Annotated in this window: 16 protein-coding genes; 9 read left to right on the top strand and 7 right to left on the bottom strand. The window is 72.3% G+C overall.

Translation table 11 applies throughout. The features are described from left to right. The first annotated feature begins 136 nt into the window (after positions 1 to 136). From KA217_10810 to KA217_10795, 4 genes are all read left to right on the top strand, one after another. Complete coding sequence (locus KA217_10810) at positions 137 to 772, top strand: hypothetical protein (GenBank protein MBP7712931.1); 636 nt, start codon at positions 137 to 139, stop codon at positions 770 to 772. Positions 773 to 792: 20 nt separating this feature from the next. Continuing rightward, entirely contained in the window at positions 793 to 3033 is a 2241-nt protein-coding gene (locus KA217_10805) for a VWA domain-containing protein (GenBank protein MBP7712930.1), read from the top strand. Between the two features lie 4 nt (positions 3034 to 3037). Next, positions 3038 to 3808, top strand: coding sequence for an ABC transporter ATP-binding protein (locus KA217_10800; protein MBP7712929.1), 771 nt, complete (start codon positions 3038 to 3040; stop codon positions 3806 to 3808). A 62-nt stretch (positions 3809 to 3870) separates the two neighbouring features. Beyond that, complete coding sequence (locus KA217_10795) at positions 3871 to 5022, top strand: ABC transporter permease (protein ID MBP7712928.1); 1152 nt, start codon at positions 3871 to 3873, stop codon at positions 5020 to 5022. 2 nt (positions 5023 to 5024) lie between these two features. On the opposite strand, the gene KA217_10790 is transcribed toward KA217_10795, so the two are convergent. Further along, positions 5025 to 5306 (bottom strand): PilZ domain-containing protein, encoded by a 282-nt coding sequence (locus KA217_10790; GenBank protein MBP7712927.1) that lies wholly within the window; start codon positions 5304 to 5306, stop codon positions 5025 to 5027. Between the two features lie 481 nt (positions 5307 to 5787). Here KA217_10790 and KA217_10785 point away from each other — a divergent pair, with 481 nt between their 5' ends. Genes KA217_10785 through KA217_10765 form a run of 5 tightly spaced genes read left to right on the top strand, consistent with a single transcriptional unit; the run spans position 5788 to position 11535 of the window. Next, a complete protein-coding gene (locus tag KA217_10785; GenBank protein ID MBP7712926.1) occupies positions 5788 to 7200 on the top strand; it encodes a CDP-archaeol synthase in 1413 nt (470 codons plus the stop codon). A gap of 46 nt (positions 7201 to 7246) precedes the next feature. After that, the gene (locus KA217_10780; protein MBP7712925.1) at positions 7247 to 8473 is read left to right on the top strand and encodes an efflux RND transporter periplasmic adaptor subunit; all 1227 of its coding nucleotides are present in this window, start codon (positions 7247 to 7249) and stop codon (positions 8471 to 8473) included. Beyond that, complete coding sequence (locus KA217_10775; protein ID MBP7712924.1) at positions 8436 to 9239, top strand: ABC transporter ATP-binding protein; 804 nt, start codon at positions 8436 to 8438, stop codon at positions 9237 to 9239. Before KA217_10780 ends, KA217_10775 begins: the two co-directional genes overlap by 38 nt. Continuing rightward, complete coding sequence (locus KA217_10770) at positions 9214 to 10368, top strand: FtsX-like permease family protein (GenBank protein MBP7712923.1); 1155 nt, start codon at positions 9214 to 9216, stop codon at positions 10366 to 10368. The genes KA217_10775 and KA217_10770 overlap by 26 nt, the downstream gene beginning before the upstream one ends. A gap of 3 nt (positions 10369 to 10371) precedes the next feature. Continuing rightward, positions 10372 to 11535: an ABC transporter permease gene (locus KA217_10765; protein ID MBP7712922.1), complete on the top strand. Its 1164-nt coding sequence runs from the start codon at positions 10372 to 10374 to the stop codon at positions 11533 to 11535. A 21-nt stretch (positions 11536 to 11556) separates the two neighbouring features. Here the strand turns inward: KA217_10765 and KA217_10760 are convergent, their stop codons facing one another. The 6 genes from KA217_10760 to KA217_10735 all read right to left on the bottom strand — a co-directional run. Beyond that, positions 11557 to 13173 (bottom strand): hypothetical protein, encoded by a 1617-nt coding sequence (locus KA217_10760; protein ID MBP7712921.1) that lies wholly within the window; start codon positions 13171 to 13173, stop codon positions 11557 to 11559. Next, positions 13170 to 13607, bottom strand: a complete 438-nt coding sequence (trxC, locus tag KA217_10755; protein ID MBP7712920.1) for a thioredoxin TrxC — start codon at positions 13605 to 13607, stop codon at positions 13170 to 13172. The genes KA217_10760 and trxC overlap by 4 nt, the downstream gene beginning before the upstream one ends. Before the next feature lie 15 nt (positions 13608 to 13622). Beyond that, entirely contained in the window at positions 13623 to 14060 is a 438-nt protein-coding gene (locus KA217_10750) for a hypothetical protein (GenBank protein ID MBP7712919.1), read from the bottom strand. A 46-nt stretch (positions 14061 to 14106) separates the two neighbouring features. After that, positions 14107 to 14349, bottom strand: coding sequence for a hypothetical protein (locus KA217_10745; GenBank protein ID MBP7712918.1), 243 nt, complete (start codon positions 14347 to 14349; stop codon positions 14107 to 14109). Beyond that, positions 14336 to 14767 (bottom strand): PIN domain-containing protein, encoded by a 432-nt coding sequence (locus KA217_10740; protein MBP7712917.1) that lies wholly within the window; start codon positions 14765 to 14767, stop codon positions 14336 to 14338. The genes KA217_10745 and KA217_10740 overlap by 14 nt, the downstream gene beginning before the upstream one ends. Positions 14768 to 14925: 158 nt before the next feature. Beyond that, on the bottom strand, positions 14926 to 15810 hold an 885-nt coding region (locus KA217_10735; protein ID MBP7712916.1), incomplete at its 5' end, for a potassium transporter.

Below are 15810 nucleotides of genomic sequence, written 5' to 3'. Positions count from 1 at the left end.
TTGGGTGAGGCGCGGCGTCCCAGGCTGTCCTGCGGTGCTGTGCGGCCGTCCGTAGTACAATCGCCGCCCTCGGGCCCGTGTGCCTTGGCGCTTTCCGCGGCGCCTCGCGGGCAGCTGCCGATTGGGGGTAGAGGGAATGAGCGACCGCGGGCGGTCATCCGGCCGGAGACGGGCTGCGGGCTGCGGTCAGGCGGGCAAGGGGGAACTGTGGGTCCTCGCCGCCCTGGCGGCCGCGGCCCTGCTCGGCTGGTACTTCCTTTCCCCTTCGGCGCCGCCCGGTGCGGGTGTGCCTTCGGCCAACTCCCGGACCGTGGCCGCGCCGGAGACGGAACCGGCGGTCGTCGCGGGGGACGTCTCCCGGGGAGAGCCGGCGGAGGGGGAGAATGCCAGGGGCGACCTCGCCCGCGCCATCATCGAGGAGCTGCGTGGGGAAGGGAGGGTCGACCCGGAGCAGGTATTCGAGCGCGCGGAGCGTTTCCAGGCCGTGGGCATGCTCGCGGACGCCTACCTGCTGCACTTCTATGCGGCGCGCCAGGGTCACCCCCAGGCGGCCCTGGCGCTGGCGCGCATGTACGACCCCAAGACCTTTTCCCGGCAGAGCAGCATCCTCGAGGCGCCTGACGTGGGGCAGGCCCACAAGTGGTATCACCTGGCGGCCCGGGCTGGCGACGCCGGTGCCAAACGGGAACTGGCCGACCTGCGGGGCCGGGTCGAGCAGGCTGCGGCCCGGGGCGACGAGGACTCCCGCCGCCTGATGATGCAGTGGCGGTAGCTCGCGGAGAGCGGAGACCCATGGCAAGCGCGCGTGCATTCCTGATCCCTGTCCTCGGCCTCCTGCTGGCGATATCGGCCAGCGCGCCCGCCGCGCCGGCGCCGCGCAAGCCGCTGCTCATGGTCGGCAAGCAGACGCTCTACCAGCGCGCGCTCGCCCGTCCCGGAGCGGGCCTGCACGCCAACCCGGACGCCGCGTCCGCGGTCCGCGAGGTGGTGCCCTTCAGCGCCTTCTACGTCTATGCCCGCCGGCAGGTGAACGGGGGCGATTGGGTGGAGGTCGGCAGCGACAGCCACGGCAAGGTCCGGGGCTGGATCCCGGCGAGCGACCTCATCGACTGGAAGCAGGCGCTCACGGTCGCGTTCCGCGACCCGGTCGGCCACGATCGGGTGCTCCTGTTCCGGGACCGGGACTCGCTCAAGTCGCTGGTCTCGGGGCTCGACCTCGGAGCCTACGAGCGCCTCTACCGCCAGGCGGACAGCGGGGACATCGCCCAGGAGTCGCCGGTCATCGGCATCCAGCCCCGGGGGCACCTGGACCTGCGTGAGGACTTCTACCTGGTGCCCATCCAGGAGCACGCGGAGGTCTTCCTCGGCGGCGAGAAGGCCCTGATGCTGCAGGTCACCACGGTCCCGCTGCGGGAGACCCCGAGGGCCGAGACCCGGGTGGCCGCCGCACCGGAGCCTGCCGCAAAGGCGCCGGCTCCGGCTCCGGCTTTGGCCTCTCGTTCGGCTTCGAGCGCCCCGGCGTCGCAGGTCCCGGGTGCCGCCGCGGTGCCCGCCCCGGCGTCCGCAGTGCCCCCGCTGCCGGCCGCCCCGCCGCCGGCCGCCCCGGCGCCGAAGGCGAACGCGTACCGCGCGGGGCTCGTCTTCGTCATCGACGCCACCCTCTCCATGGGGCCGTACATCGACCGCACCCGGGAGGTCGTGCGCAAGGTCTACGACGCACTGAAGTCGGCCGGCCTCACCGAGCGGGTCAGCCTCGGGCTGGTCGCCTACCGCGACGACCCGGCTGCCGTGCCAGGCGTGGAATACCTCTCCAGGACTTTCGTCAACCTGGACCAGGGGACGACCGCCGAGAGCTTCTTCGCCCACGTGGACAGCCTGAGGCCCTCCAGCGTGTCGACCCGCGCCTTCCGCGAGGACTCCTTCGCGGGGATCAAGCGGGCGCTCGACGAGATGAAGTGGGAGGGGTTCCAGGGCCGCTACGTCGTCCTCATCACGGACGCCGGACCCCGCCCGGGCCGGGACCCGCTCGGCTCGACCCACCTCGACACAGACGCCCTGCGCCAGCTCGCCCTGGACAAGGGGGTGTCGCTCTGGGTCCTGCACCTTCTCACGCCCGAGGGCGAGAAGCTGAAGGACCACACGAGCGCCGCCGCGCAGTACCGGCGACTGTCCGATTACCCCGGCATCGGCGACTTCTACTACGGTGTGAAGACGGGCGACGTCGTGGACTACGGGCGCGTCCTCGAGACCCTGACCACCCAGATCAGCCATCAGGTCGCCGCCGCGGAGCAGGTGCCGGAGCCGCACGCCCCCGCGCAGGCGGCCGCCCCGGCGCCGGTCCAGCCGCCCCCGGCGCCGGCCCCCGCCGCTCCCCAGCCTGCCCAGGCACCCGCGCCCCCTCAGGCAGCCCCGGCCGCGCCGGCCGCGGCGCCTGCGGACCCGCAGCTCGCGGCCCTGCAGGAAAAGGTGGAGAAGCTCGGCTACGCCCTGCGCATGCGCTATTTGCAGCGCGACAAGGGAGGCCAGGTGCCCACCGTATTCAACGCGTGGCTCCTCGATCGGGACTTCCGCAACCCCGACCGGGCGACCCTGGACGTGCGCGTGCTGTTGACGCGCGACCAGCTCTCGGACCTGCACCAGGTCCTGAAGCAGGTGCTCGAGCGGGCGGAGGAGGGGCTGCTCTCGCCCCGGGGCTTCATCGACGACCTGCAGAGCCTCGCCGCGACCCTGAGCCGCGATCCGGCGCGGGTGGGGGGCTCGACCCAGGCGGCGGGCGCGGACAACCTGGCGGACCTCGGCTACATGCGGGAGTACATCGAGGACCTGCCCTACACCGGCGAGGTCATGGACCTCTCGCTCGAGGGCTGGGAGGACTGGCCGGCGAAACGCCAGCTGGAATTCCTGCACCGCCTCGAAAACAAGATCGCGTACTACCAGGCCCTGCACGACCACACCGACCTGTGGATCTCGCTCGGCGGCGGTCCGGTGACCGGCGACTCGGTCTTCCCCGTGCCCCTCGAGATGTTGCCCTAGGGCCGTGGCCGCCAGAGCCCAGCCCGCCCCGACCCGCCCCCAGGATCGGGTGCTCATCTATCACCTGCGCGAGGTCGTGAAGACCCGCGAGTCGGCGGGGACGGCCTTCCGGCTGGTGGTGCCGAGCCTGCAGATCGCGCTCGGCGAGAAGATCGCGCTCATCGGGCAGAGCGGCTGCGGCAAGAGCACGCTCCTCGACCTGCTGGCGATGATCCTGCGCCCCACCGACATCGGTGCCTTCCGCTTCCGCCCGGAGCCGGGCGCGCCGCCGATCGACATCGCCGAGATCTGGCGCAGGCGCCAGCTGAACGAGCTCGGGGACCTGCGCAAGCACCGCATGGGCTACGTGATGCAGACGGGCGGCCTGCTGTCCTATCTCTCGGTGCGCGAGAACATCGGGCTCTCGCGCCGGTTGCTGGGGCTGCCGGAAGACGACACCGTCGAGTCCATCGCCGAGGCGCTCGGTATCCGCCGCCACCTGGACAAGCTCCCGGCCAAGCTCTCGGTCGGGGAGCGCCAGCGGGTGGCGATCGCGCGGGCGCTGGCCCACCGGCCCTCGATCGTGATCGCCGACGAGCCCACGGCGCCGCTCGACCCGATCGCGGCGCGCAAGATCATGGCGCTGTTCATGGAGCTCGTGGAGGAGATGCACATCACGGTCATCGTCGCGAGCCACGATTGGAACCACGTGGACAAGCTGGGCCTGCGGCGGCTCTCGCACCGCACCCGGCAAAAGGAGGGCGGCTCGGTCACCGAGACCGTCGTGACGGGGTGAGCGTGAAGCGCCTGCGCGATGTCCTGTGGCTCGCCCTGAAGGACTACGGCCACGAGTGGGTCATGTCCGGAAACTTCGTGCTGGCGCTCGCCGCGGTGCTGGCGCCGATGATGGTGCTTTACGGGCTGAAGGCGGGGATCGTGGGGAGCATGGTCGACCGGCTGGTCGGCGACCCGCGCAACCGGGAGGTCCAGGGCGTCGGCAGCGGGCGCTATGCACCGGAGTGGTTCCAGGACCTGCGGGGGCGGCGGGAGGTGGCCTTCCTCGTCCCGCGCACCCGCAGCATCGCCGCGAGCATCGACATGCAGGCGGAGAAGGGGGGGCGGATCCTGGTGGTGGAGCTGGTCCCCACAGGCCCCGGCGATCCGCTCCTCGGCGCGGAGACCCGCCTGCCCGAGGGGCTCGGCCAGGTCGTGCTCTCGGACTCCGCCGCCCGCAAGCTCGGCGTGGCGGCCGGGGAACGGCTCGACGGCAGCCTGGCCCGCACCTTCCAGGGCAAGACCGAGCGGGTGCACCTGCCCCTCACCGTCACCGCCGTCGCGCGCCCGGCCGCCTTCCCCCGCGACGGGGGTTTCGTACCGATCGAGCTGATGGTGGCCATCGAGGACTTCCGCGACGGCCGCTCCGTGGAGGCGCTCGGCTGGGAGGGGGACGCCCCCGACGAGGGGCCCCGCAGCTTCCCGGGCTTCCGGCTCTACGCGCGCGACGTCTACGGGGTGGCAGGGCTGCGCGACGCGCTCGCGGCGCAGGGCGTGGAGGTCAGGACCCGGGCCGAGGACATCGAGCTCGTGCAGTCCATGGACCGCAACCTGACGGCGGTCTTCTGGCTCATCGCCGCGGTCGGCCTGGTCGGTTTCGCCCTCTCGCTCGGCGCGAGCCTGTGGGCCAACGTGGAACGCAAGCGCCGGGAGCTGAGCGTGCTGCGCCTGGTGGGCTTCCGGACCTCGGACATCGTCTGGTTCCCCGTGCTCCAGTCGCTGTTCACGGCGGTGCTCGGGTGGGCGCTGGCGAGCGGGGTCTACCGCGGGGTGGAGGAGAGCATCAACCGCATGCTGTCCCACCGGGTCGAGGCCGGCGAGGCGGTCTGCCGGCTGCTGCCGGAGCACTACGCCGCGGCGCTGGTGCTCACCCTGGTCGCGGCGGTCTCGGCGGCGGCGCTGGCCGGCTGGCGAGCGGCGCGCATCGAGCCCTCGGAGGGCCTGCGCCAGACCTGAAGCTAGAACTTCACTCCGACGCCGTCCCAGGAGAGCCGGGCGACCATCCCGGAGACCCGGTGCAGCTTGGTGACCCCGCCCAGGTCGAGGGCGAAAACGACCTGGATCGGCGCCCCCGTCCGCAGGCCCAGGGGGTCGACCTCGATGAAGGCGCCGCCCCGGCTCAGGTCCCGCGCGATGCAGCGGCGCATGCGGTCGCCGCCCCGGGTCATGTAGACGCGTGCCCGCACCGGACTGCGGGGCTCCCGGCGGCGATTCAGGACCTGACCGAACAAGCTGCTCATGCCGAATGGTAACGCCTTGTGGGGTCGGATTTCCGAGCGAGACGTCGCCGTCTCGTTCTCCGCCGGGCCGCTTGGGACGCCCGGCCAGTCGGCCGCCCTGTCCCGGGTACCCGGGCGCCCCCGGGGCGCCTGCCCCGGGGGCGTCTGCCGAGCCCGCCGGTCGGGGTCCCCTCGAAGGGGCTCCCCGGGGCGGCAGGGCCAGCCTGTCAGGCCGGCTCGACGCAGGCCACTCGATGGGCCCGAGCAGCCTTGTGCAAGCCCCGGGCCAGGGTGTGTGTATCCATTTCGATCAGTCGGTTAGACGCGCCCTGACCGACCTCCCCGGGGCGCCTGTCAATGGCCCCGACAGACCTGGGAAATCCGTCACACTTGTGCCCGGCAGAGGCGTTCCGCCCCGCAGCCGCTTGCGGTCTGCCTCGGCGCGTCCGTGTGCCACCCCGATGCTAGTCTTTCCCTGAGCGCGTTTCGTGGAGGCCTCTCCGTGGGCGTCGTCGCTGTGGTGCTGTTCCTCCTCTGGGTCAACTTCACGCCGTTCCTGGCCCGTTTGGTGCTGGGGCAGCGTTTCGGGCGGCCCCTCGACGGGGGTGCCACGGCGTGGGACGGGCAGCCGCTCCTCGGACCCCACAAGACCGCCCGCGGTGTCGTGGCCGGTGTCGCGGCGGGTGCCCTGGCCGGCCCACTGCTGGGTGTGGGCGCCGCCGCCGGCTCGGCCGCCGGCCTCGCCGCGATGGCCGGGGATCTGGCGACCAGTTACCTCAAGCGCCGTCTGAAGTATTCCAGCGGTCTGCCCCGCGCGGGTCTCGACCAGTTCCTCGAGGGGGCGCTGCCCCTCGCTGTCCTCTACCCCTCGCTCGAGCTCGCTCCCTGGCAGGCCCTGCTCGCGCTCGCCCTCTTCGTCCCCGTCTCCTTCGCAGGGTCCGCCTTCTGGCACTACGTGCTGTACCGTCCGCCCGGCGCCGGCTACCCCCGCATCGTCCGGGCGACGACCCGCCTGCGGGAGTGGCGTGCCTGCCACGCCCCGCTCGCCCGGTGGCAGACCTGGCTCAACTTCGAGAGCTACGTCTACTACCGGGTCGTCATGGCCCGGGCCTTTCGCCTGCTCGGCTGGTACGAGCGAGGGGTCGCGAACGTCCTCGCCGTGAGAGTCCGCCCGGTGGACCTGGAGTTTCCCGACCTGCCGGGGGCGTTCGAGGGCTACCGCGTCCTGCTGCTCACCGACCTGCACCTGGACGGCCTGCCAGCGCTCACCGAGGTCCTGATCGAGCAGGTCGAGGGGTGCGAGGTCGACCTCTGCCTGGTGGGGGGGGACGTGCGCATGGAGATGTACGGGCCGATGGCGCCGGCGCTACGCCACCTGCGCCAGCTGCTCGGCCACGTGCGCGCCCGGGACGGGGTCTTCGGGGTGCTGGGGAACCACGACTGCATCGAGATGCTGCCCGAGTTCGAGGCCGCCGGCGTGACGATGCTCGTGAACGAGGCGCGGGAGCTCCGGCGTGCCGGCGACGCGCTCTGGCTGGTGGGGGTCGACGACCCGCACTACTATCGCTGCCATGACCTGCCGCTGGCGTTTCGCAAGGTGCCCGGGAACGCCTTCACCCTGTTCCTCGCCCACTCCCCGGAGGTCTACCGGGAGGCCGCCGGCCACGGGGCGCGCCTCTATCTCTGCGGGCACACCCACGGGGGGCAGATCTGCCTGCCGCGGGTCGGGCCGCTCTTCACCCACAGCCACGCCCCCCGCTTCACCGCCGCCGGCCCCTGGGAGTACCACGGCATGCTGGGCTACACGAGCCGGGGCGCGGGGGCGTCGGGGGTGCCGGTGCGTTTCCACTGCCCGGGGGAGGTCCCCCTGATCACGCTGCGCAGGGTTTCTGCGCCCGGCAGGAACTCCCCCTGAGGATGGACACCGCAACGCCCCCCGCGAAGCGGCCGCGCCACCTCCCCTGACGGGGCTGCGCATCGACCGCCGCCTGCCAGGGGCGGGCCGGCGGCGAAGGCGGGGTGTGGTCTTCGCCCTGTTCCTGGCGCTGGCGCTGGCGCTTGCGCTTGCCGGCGCCGGTTTCGTCTACGGCCCGGGGCTCCTGCGCCCGGCGGTCGAGGTCCGGCTGGCGCGGGTGAGCGCCGTGTGGCCGACCCAGACCTTCACCGTGCTGACCGCCAGCGGCTACGTGGTGCCCCAGCGCAAGGCGGCCCTTGGCGCCAAGATCACGAGCCGGCTCGTGGAGCTGACGGTGGAGGAGGGCAGCCGGGTGAGCGCGGGGCAGTTGGTGGCCAGGCTGGAGAACGCCGACCTCGCCGCCGCGCGGGACCGCGCCCGCACGGGTGTGGACGTGGCCCGGGCCGACCTCGCCCAGGCCGAGGCCGAGCGCGAGGAAGCGAGCCTCGCGTTCCAGCGAACCCGCGAGCTCCTGGAGCGCAAGTTCGTGTCGCGCTCCGAATTCGATGTCGCCGAGGCCCGCTACAAGGTCGCCGAGGCCGCCGTGCAGACCCGCAGGGCGAGCCTCGCGAGCCAGGCGGCGGCGCTGCGCGAGTCCGAGGTGCAGCTCGAGTACTCCGCCATCCGCGCTCCCTTCGACGGCGTGGTGCTCACCAAGAACGCCGACGTGGGCGACATCGTCACCCCCCTCGGGGCGTCGGCGAACGCCCGGGCCTCCGTGGTGACCATCGCGGACCCCGCCTCCATCCAGGTGGAGGTCGACGTGGCGGAGTCCAGCATCGGCCGGGTCGCGGTGGGCCAACCTTGTGAGGTCCAGCTCGACGCCCTCCCCGACGCCCGTCTGCGCTGCCGCGTCCACGCGGTGGTCCCCACCGCGGACCGCAGCAAGGCGACCGTGCTGGTCAAGGCGGCCTTCGTGGAGCGGGACCTGCGGGTGTTGCCCGAGATGAGCGCCAAGGTCTCCTTCCTCGAGCGCGAGGTGCGCGAGGACGAGCGCCAGCGGTTGACCGCGGTGCCCCAGTCGGCCGTGCTGGGGGAGGAGGGTGGGGAGGGCGAGGCCCGGGTCTTCGTCGTGCGCGAGGGCCGTGCCGTCTCCACGCCGGTCCGGCTCGGGCGGGCGCTCGGGGACCTGCGGGAGGTTGACGCGGGCCTCGCGGTGGGCGACGCGGTCGTGCTGGCGCCGCCCGCGCTTGCCGATGGCGCGCGCGTGCGCCCGGCGGACGGCTCGCCTTGAGGCCGCCGGCGCGCCGCGAGCGGCGTCCCGCGGTGCGCCGGGGCAGGACCCTGGCGGGCGTCTCGCCGTGACCGCGCCCCTCGTGGAGCTGCGCGGCGTCAGCAAGTCCTACCGCCGGGGAGGGCAGCGGGTGCCGGTCCTCGCGGGAATCGACCTGGACATCCCCGCGGGCGAGTTCCTGGCCCTCATGGGCCCCTCGGGGTCGGGCAAGAGCACGCTCCTCAACCTGGTGGCGGGGCTCGACCAACCTGACGCCGGGACCCTCCGCGTGGGCGGGGTCGACATCACTCGCCTTGGCGAGAGCGAGCTCGCCCGCTGGCGCGCCGAGCACGTCGGCTTCGTGTTCCAGTTCTACCACCTGATTCCGGTCCTGAGCGCGCTGGAGAACGTCGAACTGCCCCTGCTGCTCGCCCCGCTCTCCCGCCGCGAGCGGCGCGAGCACGCCGCGCTCGCGCTCCACCTGGTGGGGCTGGACGACCGCACGGACCACTACCCCCGCCAGCTCTCCGGCGGCCAGCAGCAGCGGGTCGCCATCGCGCGCGCGCTCGTGGTCGACCCCCTGCTCGTGGTCGCCGACGAGCCGACCGGAGACCTGGACCGGGTCTCGGCGGGCGAGGTCCTCGACCTCCTCACGCGCCTGAACGCGGAGCTCGGGAAGACCGTCGTGATGGTCACCCACGACCCGCGGGCCGGGCGCCGGGCGCGCAAGGTGCAGTACCTCGACAAGGGCGTCCTGAGCGATGCTCCTGAAGATCCTTCTGCGTAACGCCGCCCGGCATCGGCTGCGCACCGTGCTGACGGTCGCGGGGACGGCGGTGGCGATCCTGGCCTTCGTGCTCCTGCAGACCGTCGTCGACGCCTGGTACTCGGGCGTGGCGGCTTCGTCCGCCAACCGCCTGGTCACGCGCAATGCCATCTCCCTGCTGTTCCCGCTCCCCATCCATTACCGCGACCGCATCCGCCAGGTCGACGGCGTCGCCTCCGTCTCCTACGGCAGCTGGTTCGGCGGCTACTACCAGGACCCCAAGAACTTCTTCGTGAACCTGGCGATGGAGCCGGCGAGCTACCTGGCACTGTACCCCGAGTACCGTCTGTCCGAGGAGGAGCGCGCCGCGTTCCTCCGCGACCGCAGGGGCGCCATCGTGGGGCGCAAGCTCTCCGAGCGCTTCGGTTGGAAGGTGGGCGACACCGTCCCGCTGAAGGGCACCGTCTTCCCGGGCGACTGGCCGGTCACTGTCCGCGGGGTGTACCGGGGCCGCGACCGCAACACCGACGAGACCCTGCTCCTGTTCCACTGGGAATACCTGAACGAGACGCTGCGCAAGACGGACCCCGGCCGCGTCGATCAGGTCGGCATCTACGTCATCGGCCTCGCCCGCCCCGAGGGGGCGGCTGCCGCCTCGGTAGCCATCGACTCCCTGTTCGCGAGCTCCGCCGCCGAGACGCTGACCGAGAGCGAGCAGGCCTTCCTGCTCGGATTCGTCGCCATGAGCGAGACCATCCTGGTGGCGACCCGGGTGGTGGCGCTCGTGGTCATCGCCACGCTCCTCGCGGTCGTCGGCAACACCATGGCGATGTCGGTGCGCGAGCGGCTCTCGGAGTACGCGGTGCTGAAGACGCTCGGCTTCGGGGCCGGCCGGATCGCGCTGTCGATCCTGGGCGAGTCGGTGCTGATCACACTGGTCGGCGGGGTGCTCGGGTTGGCGCTCGCCTTCCCGGTCACGGGGCGGTTCGCGGCGATGGTGGGCGGCCTCTTCCCGAACTTCGCGGTCGAACCGCGCACGGTTCTCGAAGCCCTGGGGACTGCGGTCCTGGTGGGGCTCGCCGCAGCCGCGCTCCCGGCGCGCCAGGCCGTGCGCGTGGGCATCGCCGAGGCCCTCGGGCGGGTGGGGTAGGGCGTGGAATTGCTCCTCTTCTACAGCCTGCGCAACCTCGCCGCCCGCCGGGGCACCACGCTGCTGACGGCCGGCGGCATGGCCCTCGTGGTGTTCGTGTTCGCCGCCGTGCTGATGCTGGCCGAGGGGCTCGAGCGCACGCTGGTGGACACGGGCTCGCCGGACAACGCGATTGCGCTCCGCCGCTCCTCGGAGACCGAGGTCCAGAGCGCGCTCGACCGCGAACAGGTGGCCATCGTCGAGGGCCAGCCGGAGGCCGCCTTCGGCATGACGGGGGAGCGGCTGGTGGCGCGGGAGCTCGTGGTGCTCGTGGTCCTCCCCAAGCAGAGCGGCGCCCGCACCAACGTGGTGGTCCGCGGCATCGGACCGGCCTCGCTCGCGCTACGCCCCGGGGTGCGCGTCACGGCCGGGCGCCTGCATCGGCCCGGCACGGACGAGGTCGTCGTGGGCGAGGCCATCGCGCGCCAGTACGAGGGCGTCGCCGTCGGCGAGCGCATGCGGTTCGCGGGGCGGGACTGGACCGTGACGGGGATCTTCGACGCCGGGAACACGGGTTTCGCCTCCGAGGTCTGGGGCGACGTGGACACCCTGATGCAGGCCTTCCGCCGGCCGGTGTACTCCGCAGTCCTGATGCGTCTGGAAGACCCGGCGGCGTTTCCCCAGCTCAAGAGGCGGCTCGAGGCGGACCCGCGGCTCACCCTAGACCTCTGGCGCGAACCGGCCTACTACCGGAGCCAGTCGGAGATGCTGGCGACCTTCCTGCGCGTGCTCGGGCTCTCGCTCACCGTCATCTTCTCGCTCGGGGCGACGGTCGGGGCGATGGTGACGATGTACGCGGCGGTGGCGGGGCGCACCGGCGAGATCGGGACCCTGCGGGCGCTCGGCTTCGGGCGTGCGGCCGTGCTGCTGGCCTTTCTCTCGGAGTCCCTGATGCTCGGTCTGGCGGGGGGTGCGGCAGGGCTCGGCGCGGCGGCGCTCCTGCAGTGGGTGAGGGTCTCCACCACCAACTTCCAGACCTTCTCCGAGCTGGCGTTCCGCTTCGTCTTCACCCCCGGGGTGGCCGGTCAGGCCCTGGCCTTCGCGCTGGTCATGGGACTCCTCGGCGGCCTCCTGCCGGCGCTGCGCGCCGCCCGCATGCCGCTGGTGGAGGCCCTGCGGGGGGGCTGACGGGGGGGCCGCGCTGCAGCCCTAGTGAACGCCGGTGACCGGCCTCATCTCCAGGTCGCAGGTGCCGCCTACCTTCGCGTTGCGCAGCGTGCCCCGGTCCCTGCACTGTTCTCCGGTGTCCCGGATCCGGCAGGTGACCTCGATGGGGCGGCCGGAGGTCAGCCAGGGCGGTGTCTTGCGGTAGCGCCCCACCTCCTCCAGCGGGCACCCGTTGGGGATGCCGTAGGGTGCGCAGCGGGAGGCGGCGGCCAGCGTCACCCGCTGCTCGTCCAGGACGAAGCCGGGGTAGCGGTCCAGGACCTCCACCACGTCGCGCCCGCCCTCTTCGCGCACCACGGCCTCGCGGAAGCGATACCCGCCCTCGACGCGCTCGTCCACGTGGACCCGGCTGTTGGCGATGAGCGCGAAGGTGTCCCCCTTCGCCGCCACCGCGCCGGTCACGTACTCGACCCGGGGGTGGCCTGGGAAGCACTTGCCCATGGCCGGCGCGTGGTAGTAGTGGCGCAGCCCCTTCAGGTCGCCGAGCGTGGCGCCCGGGAAGACCTCCTGCAGGTCGTCGTCCCCGCCGAGGAGGATGCGGACCACGTCTCCGAAGCTCTGCTCGTGCATGCGCCGGAGGCGCTCCCGCAGGGGCAGTCCGTTCTCCTCCTTGCCCGGTGTCCCCTCGGCCCGGGGAGCGGGGTCCGGGCGCAGATAGCAGGAGGTGAGGCCAGAGATCTGGGAGAGGAGCTCGTCCCAGATGTTGTACTGGGAAGGCGCGGTCGCGACCCCCTGGAAGTCGCCGGGGAAGCGGCAGCCCTGGCGCGCGTAGCAGGACTCCACTGCGCGGTTGCGGATGGAGAGCGCGATGACGTTTCGCTCGCAGGCGCCGTACGCGCTGCAGCCGCGGTCCAGGTGGCCCTCGAAGAGCGCGGTCCGCATGACGTGGTCGAGCTGCTCCGCACGCTCGAGCGTCGCCCGCGGCCAGCGCTGCCCCTGGTCGGCCGCGAACCGGTCCCACGCCCGGCCCAGCGCCTCGCCCCGGCCCAGCAGGGCGCGGTTCGCCTCCTCGCAGCGGGGCGAATCGTGGAACGCGCGGATGATCTGGTCGAGCTCTCGGCGCTCCCCCTCCCACCGCTCGCAGCCCCGGCCCTGGCAGGCCCCCGCCCCGGCCTGGGGCGCCGAGCCGTCCCGGCCCCCGCCCTTCCAGCCGGGTGGCGGGGTGTCGAAGAGGGGCGCCTTGCCCATGGGATAGAGATTGCGCACGTCGAGCACGTGGCGCACCCCGGCGTCGCAGTGATGGTGGGGCACGGTCATGGCGCGCCGCTCGGCCGCGACCCGGCGGAACGTCTCCGTGGCCTCGGGCGTGGCGGTGCGGGAGTCGACGACCACGCGAAAACCCACGTAGGGGATCCCCCGGCGGTCGGTCAGGGGACGCCCGTCGCGGACCACGAGGCAGGGGACCACGGAGGTCCCCTGGGCCAGCGTGCCGGCCGGAGAAGAGGGCTCCCCCTTGCGGAAGCCGTCCACGTCGTAGAAGGGCACGTCGACCGGCGCGTTGAACCGGTAGAGCGTCATCAGGGGCGTCGCGGGGATCCCCGCCGCGAGGGGGCTCGAGAGCCAGAACGCGAGCCCGAGGGCGAGGGCGGCCCTTCTCATCCCCCGTTTGCCCGCAGCCAGCGCACGATGTCCGCCGCACCGAGTGCCCCCGCCTGCCGGGCGACCTCCCGGCCGTCCCGGAAGAGTGCCAGGGTGGGAATGCTGCGAATGCCGAACTCCATGGCGAGGGACTGCTCGGCCTCCGTGTCGACCTTGGCGAGCCGCACGCGCGGCTCGAGCTGCTGGGCGGCCTGCACGAAGGCCGGCGCCATCGCCCGGCACGGAGCGCACCACGGAGCCCAGAAGTCCACGAGCACCGGGATGTCGTTGCGGGCGACGTGCTTGCGGAAGGTGGCGGCAGTGAGGTCCACGGGACGCCCCGTGAAGAGCGGCCGGTGGCACTGGCCGCAGGCGGGCTGCTCGGCAAGCCGCGCCGTGGGGAGCCGGTTCACCGCCTGGCAGTGGGGACAAACGACGTGCACGGTGGAGGTCATCTTCGGGGGCCCCCCTCAGCGAACGATCAGCGAGATGGCGCGTGCCAGCCACCAGGAGGGCTTCGAGAGGTACGCGCGCTCCGGAATCGCCGGGTCCGCCGTGAAGTCCCCGTCGACGACGCGGTACATCCGGCCGTCGTCGGCCAGGCAGGACCAGTTCTTGCGGTCCCAGACGACGCAGGACTGGAAGCGGTCGGCCGGGCTCAGGGGTGAGCCGGCCGGGCGGCGCACCACGAACTGGCCGGCGAGGGAGACCCGGAAGTCGTCATGGCCGAAGTGCCCCGCGCAGGCCGGCTCGGCAAAGCTCGGCGGCGGCGGTGGCAGGCCCTGGTGGACCTCAGCCGGACACCCGGCGTAGTAGGCGGTGTACCGGTCGGACAGCGGCGTCCCCCAGTCGAACAGCCAGCCGACCGCGGCGAGCGCCAGCAACGAGGAGATGACGGACTTCCTCACCACCTACCCCCGGACAAGAGACCGGCGAACGCCCTCCCGCGGCGGCTCAGAGCTCGTCCCCGGGGCGCGGCGGCTCGTGGCCGAGGCGCTCGAGCACCTCCAGGAAGCGTGCCTTGTCCGCACGGCTCCCGCGCTGGGTGAAGACCTCCTCGGCCTCCAGCGCGGCGACCTTCTCGGCGAGCGCCGTGTTTATGAACTGATTCAGGCTGACACCGTCGCGCTTCGCCGCGCGGCGCGCCGCGGCCAGTATGCTCTCCGGGGCGTTCAGCGCGTAGTTACTCTTGCCCATCTCGCAGTCTCCTCGCCAGCTCGCAGGGCAGGCACGCCTCGACCCCGAACCGCGCCGGCAGGTCCCCGAAGTCCCTGAGATTGAAGGTGACGAGGTGCGTCGCCCCGGCGTTCGCCGCGGCCTCGAGCACCATGTCGTCGTCGTGGTCCCGCAGCAGCGGGTGCCACAGGACCGAGAGCGGCACGGGGCGCACCGTGGAAGCGAGCGTGTCGATGACCACGTCCACGTCGGCGGCGCTGGCCCCGGTGCGGGCGAGGGTCTCGGGCTCCTTGAGGAGCGCCTCGTACTCGAGCATCAGCGGCACCGAGGCTGCTGCCGGGAGCATGCCCAGGCCCACCTCCCGCAGCAGATAGCGGGACGCCTCCGTGGGGCTCAGGGCTGCCGCAACCACCACATCGGTATCGAGGATAATCAGCATATGCTATAGCGTATAGACTTGACGGCGGATGTCAACCGCCCTATCGGCTCTGCCCGGAAATCCTGCAGTCGGAGGACACTCTCCGGCGGGGCCGAGACTGCCCCCTGGCCCCACACAACCCGGAGCGTCTCACGCGCGACGGGTGCGGGAGGGCGGGCTTACTGGTGCCAGAACCCGGGGTGGAAGAGGAGCAGCACCGGGAACACCTCCAGGCGCCCGACGAGCATGGCGGCGCTCAGCAGCCACTTCGCCGCGTCGTTCAGGGTGGCGAAGTTCGATGCGGTCTCCCCATAGCCGACACCCATGTTGTTGAGACAGGCTGCCACCGAACTGAATGCGCTGAGGCCATCCACCCCGGTGGCCACCAGCGCGAGGGAGAAGAGGCAGAACGCGAGGATGTACAGGAAGAAGAAACCCCAGACCGCGGTCATGACGCGCTGCTCGATCACTCGGGCGCCGAGCTTGATTGCGATGCTGGCACGCGGGTGCAGCAGGAGCTTCAATTCCCGGTCGCCCTGCCGGTGAAGGAGCAGGAAGCGGATCGCCTTGATGGCGCCGCCGGTGGAGCCCGCGCAGCCCCCGAAGAAGCTGCCGAGGAGCAGCAGGAGGACCAGGAAGACGGGCCACTCGCCGGGGTAGCCGGCCGTGACCAGTCCATTGTCGGCGATGATCGACGGTGCCTGGAACAAGCCGTGGTAGAGGGCGTCCCAGAAGGGGAACGTTCCGCTCCCGTAGAGCACGGCGACGGTGAGGGCAATCAGGATCCCCATGACCGCGGCGTAGAACCGGAACTCGGGGTCGCCGAGGTAGACCCGCACGCTGAGGGAGCGCCAGGCGAGGAAGTGGAGCGCGAAGTTCACGCCGGCGATCAGCGTGAACACTCCGGCCACCACCTCCACCGGGGCACTGTGGAAGTGACCGATGCTGGCGTCGTGGGTCGAGAAGCCACCCAGCGAGAGGGTCGAGAACGCGTGGGTGAGCGCGTCGAAGGGGTCCATGCCGGCAATCCAGAAGGCGAGGGCGCAGGCCGCGCTGAGGCCTAC

The organism is Gammaproteobacteria bacterium (genome assembly GCA_017999615.1).
Lineage (GTDB): Bacteria > Pseudomonadota > Gammaproteobacteria > JAABTG01 > JAABTG01 > JAGNLM01.
Note: the sequence above shows the minus strand (reverse complement) of the source record. Positions and strands in the feature narration are given on the sequence as shown.

Coding starts and splice junctions, on each gene's coding strand:
- KA217_10810 (MBP7712931.1), top strand. CDS start 137: ATGAGCGACCGCGGGCGGTCATCCGGCCGGAGACGGGCTGCGGGCTGC.
- KA217_10805 (MBP7712930.1), top strand. CDS start 793: ATGGCAAGCGCGCGTGCATTCCTGATCCCTGTCCTCGGCCTCCTGCTG.
- KA217_10795 (MBP7712928.1), top strand. CDS start 3,871: ATGTCCGGAAACTTCGTGCTGGCGCTCGCCGCGGTGCTGGCGCCGATG.
- KA217_10790 (MBP7712927.1), bottom strand. CDS start 5,306: ATGAGCAGCTTGTTCGGTCAGGTCCTGAATCGCCGCCGGGAGCCCCGC.
- KA217_10775 (MBP7712924.1), top strand. CDS start 8,436: ATGGCGCGCGCGTGCGCCCGGCGGACGGCTCGCCTTGAGGCCGCCGGC.
- KA217_10770 (MBP7712923.1), top strand. CDS start 9,214: ATGCTCCTGAAGATCCTTCTGCGTAACGCCGCCCGGCATCGGCTGCGC.
- KA217_10760 (MBP7712921.1), bottom strand. CDS start 13,173: ATGAGAAGGGCCGCCCTCGCCCTCGGGCTCGCGTTCTGGCTCTCGAGC.
- trxC (MBP7712920.1), bottom strand. CDS start 13,607: ATGACCTCCACCGTGCACGTCGTTTGTCCCCACTGCCAGGCGGTGAAC.
- KA217_10745 (MBP7712918.1), bottom strand. CDS start 14,349: ATGGGCAAGAGTAACTACGCGCTGAACGCCCCGGAGAGCATACTGGCC.
- KA217_10740 (MBP7712917.1), bottom strand. CDS start 14,767: ATGCTGATTATCCTCGATACCGATGTGGTGGTTGCGGCAGCCCTGAGC.